This is a genomic window from Coleofasciculus sp. (assembly GCF_046565525.1).
Lineage (GTDB): Bacteria > Cyanobacteriota > Cyanobacteriia > Cyanobacteriales > Coleofasciculaceae > Coleofasciculus.
In genome coordinates this window covers 1-4,761 of the sequence record NZ_JBKHUP010000214.1, presented here as the reverse complement: position 1 = coordinate 4,761, position 4,761 = coordinate 1, and the positions used below count along the sequence as shown (strand labels likewise).

The following is a 4,761-nucleotide window of genomic DNA, read 5'->3' as shown; positions in this document are numbered from 1 at the left end:
AATTCCTGAAGCCGAACCCATTGCGGAACCGGAAGCGGAAGCGGAACCAATTCCTGAAGCCGAACCCATTGCGGAACTGGAAACGGAAGCGGAACCAATTCCTGAAGCCGAACCCATTGCGGAACTGGAAACGGAAGCGGAACCGATTACTGAAGCCGAACCCATTGCGGAACTGGAAACGGAAGCGGAACCGATTACTGAAGCCGAACCCATTGCGGAACCGATTACTGAAGCCGAACCCAATCCTGAACCGGAACCAATTCCTGAACCTAATCTAAATAGTACAAACCCAAGTAGTAATGAACCGAGTGATAACAACCAAGTTAACCAATCCCGCTCTGACAGCAACGAAGCTACTACAACCCAAGAGCAATCTGAAACAAACCCGCCGATAGATTCAACTCAAACGAATTCTGTGGCTGAGTTTGAAGAAAAATTCACGCGGCAATTCGAGCAATATTTAGAGCTACCGGGAGATATTTCCCTGAGAACCCTAGCAGAAAGCCGTGCAATTCTCGCTAATACTGAAAAATCAACTGGAGCTAAACCCGCACTCATCTATGTCGGTTTTGCTCCCCAAACGATTGCTACTGATGAGGCAACAAATCTACCCTTCCCAACTCCAAGTCCTCAAGATCAGTTAGAAATACTGCTGGTAACTGCTCAAGGAACCCCAATTCGCAAAGAAGTAGAAGGAGTAACCCGTGAGCAAGTCCTGAAAGTTGCTAATGAATTTCGTTTGCAAGTCACGAATGTCCGTAGCCAAAAGGGTTATGTCGTGTCGGGACAGCAACTCTATAACTGGTTGGTGAAGCCGTTGGAAGATGAATTCCAGGGTCAAGGTATCGAAAATCTCATTTTCCTCCTCGATACTAACTTGCGCTCCGTTCCTTTGGCAGCACTTTATGATGGTGAACAGTTTCTCATCGAAAAGTACAGTGTTGGCTTAATGCCAAGTATTAGCCTCACCGATACTCGTTACCAGCCTGTTACCAATTTGGAAGTTCTGGCAATGGGAGCATCTCAATTTACAGACCAAAAGCCATTACCTGCTGTGCCAGTGGAGTTATCAGAAATCACTCAGGATATATGGCAGGGGAAATCGTTTCTCAATGAATCCTTCACGCTGAATAACCTAAAAGAACAGCAAAAACGTCAACCCTTTGGCATGATTCATCTGGCAACCCATGCTAATTTTGTGCCAGGAGAATTGAGTAACTCCTATATCCAATTTTGGGATAGTAAACTGCGACTGAATGAACTGTCTCAGTTAGGCTTAAACAACCCAACGGTAGAACTATTAGTCCTAAGTGCTTGTCGCACGGCGTTGGGAAATGAGGAAGCGGAATTAGGCTTTGCTGGGTTGGCAGTTAAAGCGGGGGTCAAGTCGGCGGTGGGTAGTTTGTGGTATGTGAGTGATGAAGGAACCTTGGGGTTGATGACTGAATTTTATCAGCAGCTCAAACAAGCTCCGATTAAAGCAGAAGCCATACGCCAAGCTCAATTAGCCATGCTCAAAGGGCAAGTTTATACAAAAGATGGACAACTGATTACAACTGAGGAAATGATGTCTTTGCCACCAGAACTTGCCCGGTTAAGAGACCAAACTTTTGAACATCCTTACTACTGGAGTGCTTTCACAATGATTGGTAGTCCCTGGTAAGCCAAAGCATGGAGTATAAAGGTCACAGATTCTTATCTAGGGGCAGGTTGAAGCACTCAAATAAGCTTGTTACCGAATAATTTTGACCTGATTCAATTGAAATAATAGCAATTATAGATTGCCTAAATGAAATTCATGGCACAGATCGGGGCGCTCCTACATATAATCTGTGTTGCCCTAAAAAAATCCTATACATTTTACAGGAATAAAATATTGAGCAGATTTAAATTAAATTTTGATAAAGCTCATGGACTTAGCTAGGAAAATGTTATAATCAAAAAAACATTGTTGTTTAGATAGTCGGGGAATTTATAAGGATACTTGATGTTGGATTTCTACATCTAACAATTCTCAGCTTAATAGCTTAGGTAAACTCACTGATGAAAATTGGCAGAATATTTAATGGCAGTGAAAAGCTATCCGGAAAGAACTCATAACTCTTGAAGGATCAAGTGAATTCATTAGCAACGGTGTGAAAAAGAGCTGTAAAAACTGAAATTAATTCAGTCAATTCAATGGTTTACATTCGATACCCCGATAACCTCTACCCTTTTTTATCGTTTTGTTCTCTAAAAGCAAAGAAAATTCGGTGAAGGTTGTTCAAGTTTAAGTCAAGGTTGAATTGACTCAATCTAGCCTTAAGTTATCAGGCTGCAACCCATGAATCAGAGGAAAATGGCTGTGTGGTTGACAAAGCATGGATGGCAAGTTATTAAACTATTGAAATGGCTAACAGAAAACAGTAGTAGAAATAACCTTTTACTGTGGATGTTAGTTGTGGCTTTTTTCCCCACTGTAGTTAAAGCGCAATCCGTTGTGCCAGCGAATGATGGAACGAATACTCAAGTGAACTCTAGTGGTGATCAATTTAATATTACTGGCGGTCAAACCTCTGGAGATAGTGCTAATGTTTTTCACAGTTTTAGTGAGTTTGGTTTAGACGCAAACCAGACAGCTAATTTTATAACGAATCCCACTATCCAGAATATTTTATCCCGTGTGACGGGGGGAAATGCTTCACTGATTAACGGCTTGATTCAGGTAACAGGGGGCAATTCTAATCTGTTCTTGATTAATCCGGCTGGGATTGTGTTTGGTCAAAATGCGCGGTTAGATGTACCTGCATCCTTTACCGCGACGACGGCGACGGGGATTGGGTTTGGGGAGAATTGGTTTAGTGCGATCGCGTCTAATGATTATACCTCTCTTGTCGGTCAGCCAAACGCTTTCACGTTCAATACTTCTAACCCTGGGGCGATTGTTAATGGGGGTAATTTGAATGTTGGCAAAGACTTAAGCTTAATTGGTGGTACAGTGGTGAGTACAGGGAACCTTGAAGCCCCGAATGGACAGATTACCATTACCACAGTTCCTGGTGAAAGTACTGTCCGCATCAGTCAACCTGGACATTTGCTGAGTCTCGAAGTTCCGGCGGAAGAGACACTGATTACTCCTCTATCTTTACCGCAATTGTTGACGGGTTCCGTTGAGGTTCCAGAACTTGAAGTGAATAGCAATGGAACGGTAGCACTCTCAGCGTCGGGTATTCCGATTGAACCTGGGGATATCGTTGCTAAAAACGTGATTTCTCAGACAGCCACCTTGTCTGCACAGCATAACTTAACCTTGGTTGAGAGTCAGTTACAAACCACAGGTGACTTAAATTTATTGGCACAAGATACGGTGCGCGTGCGAGATAGTGCGACGAATCCCTTCCTTGCCCAAGCTGGGGGAAATCTTTATATTCAAGGGAATAATACCATTGATATTTTGGCATTAAATCATCCCCAAACCCCTTTTCAAAGTGGCGGTAATCTCAGCTTAGTCAGCGATGGAGATATTTCTGGCGATGCTCATTTTACCAGTGGCGGAAGTTTCTCGATTCTGAATTTAGTCGGTAATCCAGGTAACTTTGTGAGTTATTTTGACCCGATTATTAGTTCCAATGGTGATGTCACATTCGGTAATTATACGGGTGTAGCCCTTAAAATAGAGTCTACGGGCAGTATTACTGGTGACAATATCAAAATTACCGGACCCGATACGTCTTTAGTCGGTTCTGATCCAGATATTGCAATTTTGACCAGTTCTCCGGCTTTAATATTGCGGGCGGGATTGAACTCATTAACCCATTCTCCTAATATTTCAGGACAGACAGCTTTTACCTCGACAGGAGTCACTTCATCGCCCGGAAATATTAATGTCAACAATGTCGATACATCAAATACGGATCAACAAAACTCAGGCGGTGCTGGTCCTGTAATAATGCAGGCTTCTGGTGATATTACGACGGGCAGTATATCCACTAGCGATCAGGGATTGGGTAATGCGGGTTTAGTCAGACTGCAGACTCCTGGCAATATTACTATCAACGGTAATATTAATACAAGCGATCAGAGTGATGGAGATTCAGGTTCTGTTGAGTTATTGGCGACGTCTGGTAATATTACAATTGGCGATGTTTCAACCAGCGATCAAAGCCAAGGGAATTCAGGTTCTATTGACTTAACCTCTGGGGGTAATATTCTCGCGGGTAGTATAGATACAGGTGAGTTTGGACCGGGTAATTCTGGTAGTATTACCTTAGTTGCTGGGGGTAACATTATCCATGGAGCTATCAATCAAAATGCTCAACCTCCTGGCTCTCAAGGTCAATTTACTAGCAGCCCCAATACAGTTATCACTGCTCCAGGGACAAATCCAGGGACAAATCCAGGGACAACCCCCGGTACAAATCCAGGGACAATTCCCCTAATTCCTCTGCCAAATAACCTAATTATAGACATACTACTTAATCCCATTGTTGATAGGGACGCAGATCTACTGATTGATCTGGAGCAACCTATTTCTGGAGAAGAAACCCCAATTATCACTTACACCAGAACTCCCATTAACCCAGAAGGTAATCAAGATAACTCAGACGAGACTAATACCATTCCTCCAGAAGATAATCTAGAGAATCCTGAGGATACAACTTCCATTACCCCAGAAGATAATCTAGAAAATCCTGAGAATACAACTTCCATTACCCCAGAAGATAATCTAGAGAATCCTGAGGATACAACCTCCATTAACCCAGAAGATAATCTAGAGAATCC

General features: G+C 42.9%; 2 protein-coding genes. Both read left to right on the top strand.

All coding sequences use genetic code 11. The annotated features are described in order from the left end of the window. Positions 1–1,663: CHAT domain-containing protein (locus ACLGGO_RS35060; protein ID WP_446422779.1), on the top strand; the 1,663-nt coding region annotated here is incomplete at its 5' end. 660 nt (positions 1,664–2,323) lie between these two features. Next, on the top strand, positions 2,324–4,761 hold a 2,438-nt coding region (locus ACLGGO_RS35055; RefSeq protein WP_446422778.1), incomplete at its 3' end, for a two-partner secretion domain-containing protein.